This window comes from Microcystis sp. LE19-41.2A (assembly GCF_027530405.1).
GTDB lineage: Bacteria > Cyanobacteriota > Cyanobacteriia > Cyanobacteriales > Microcystaceae > Microcystis > Microcystis aeruginosa.
Map to the genome: position 1 here is coordinate 1 of NZ_JAPZQJ010000289.1, position 1,307 is coordinate 1,307.

The 1,307-nt window shown below is 47.3% G+C and carries 1 protein-coding gene; it reads right to left on the bottom strand.

Annotated elements, in window-relative coordinates; all coding sequences use genetic code 11:
* Positions 1-332: 332 nt before the first annotated feature.
* Positions 333-1,061, bottom strand: coding sequence for a PEP-CTERM sorting domain-containing protein (locus O9290_RS12295; protein WP_288056685.1), 729 nt, complete (start codon positions 1,059-1,061; stop codon positions 333-335).
* Positions 1,062-1,307: the final 246 nt, after the last annotated feature.

The following is a 1,307-nucleotide window of genomic DNA, read 5'->3' on the forward strand; positions in this document are numbered from 1 at the left end:
AAAAGAAAGTGAGATGCTCCCCAGTAGGGTGCGTTAGCGTAACTCACCAAAAACCTTTCTTTGTGGTGCGTTACGGCAATATTCAGAGCTTGATTTTTGCCCTAAAAACAAGGGATTGCCTAACGCACCCTACCCAACTACCCAACTTTAGATGGGTCTTAGCTTGTCAGTGACCAGTGGGATTGTTAAGTGAACAGTATACTGCATTTAAATTGCGTATTGGATATTTTAATACAAATGCTCGAACTCCCCACTCCCCCATCCCCTTCTCTAGACACAAAAAAAGGCGTTAAGCTTAACCTTAACGCTTGCTTTTGATTTAATGGCAGTGACTAGCTCTTGCGACGAGCGAAAGCACCAACACCAGCAACGGCTAAGATACCGAGGATAGCAGAAGGTTCGGGTACGCCAATTGATTTTGTCGTTTGTAAGTAGTCGTTGGTGATACTGTTCAGTAGTCCTCCCATAGTAGAGACGCCGAAAGTGTTTGTGACGAAGAGTTCCGTGACACCGGCCGGAACCAGAACCGCGTTACCAGGAGAGCCACTGCCACCAATATCAGTACTTGTAGCCGACGAGGTTCCGATCAACGTCCCACCGAGACTACCTGACCAAGCCGTCTGGTCCAGAGAGACACCTTTGTCAGTCAGCATAGTTGTGGTGTAGCCGCTGCTGAACGATGTGAACATCTTCGTCAAAAGTTCATTCTCAGGAGTGCTGGGGTCATCAACGATCTTGACCGAGTAGCTTAGGGTGTGAACACCCGCCGTGCTATTCAGAGGATTGGCTGGGGTGAAGGTGAAGCTGTGTATCTCGGGCATTGTGCTTTGCGTAATGGTCAGAAAACTGCCCGGGTCATTTATAGTAGAGCCAGATGAGGAGATGTATGTAAACAACTTGTCCCCCCTCCGGCAAGGAGTGGTCATGAAAGTGGTGAAAAGTTGTGGTGTACACACCGCCTGCGCCTGGGCGGGGGCAGCACCGCCGAAGCCGAAAGCGGCAACGCTGCCAGCGATGGCAAGAGCGCCAGTGGTTAGTCGTCTAGAGATGTTGGTGATCATTTTAAGTGGTTTGTTACTTTTTAGTAGGGCAAAGTACGTAGACTACGCACTCTAGTATAGTTATAACCTTGGACAGATGAAATGTCAAGTTATTGAAATGAAAAGGGTTCTTCGGTTTGTCTTATGCAATGGACGGGGTTATAAAGAATGAAACCTTTATAGAGACAGACATTGCCGCAATTTTTGTCAATTGTTTGCGATCTGGAGCGAACTAATCAATTAAATCTCTTGCCAGATAAGGATTGA

Excerpts from the sequence above, each read along its gene's own strand:
- O9290_RS12295 (WP_288056685.1), bottom strand. The coding sequence starts at position 1,061 with ATGATCACCAACATCTCTAGACGACTAACCACTGGCGCTCTTGCCATC.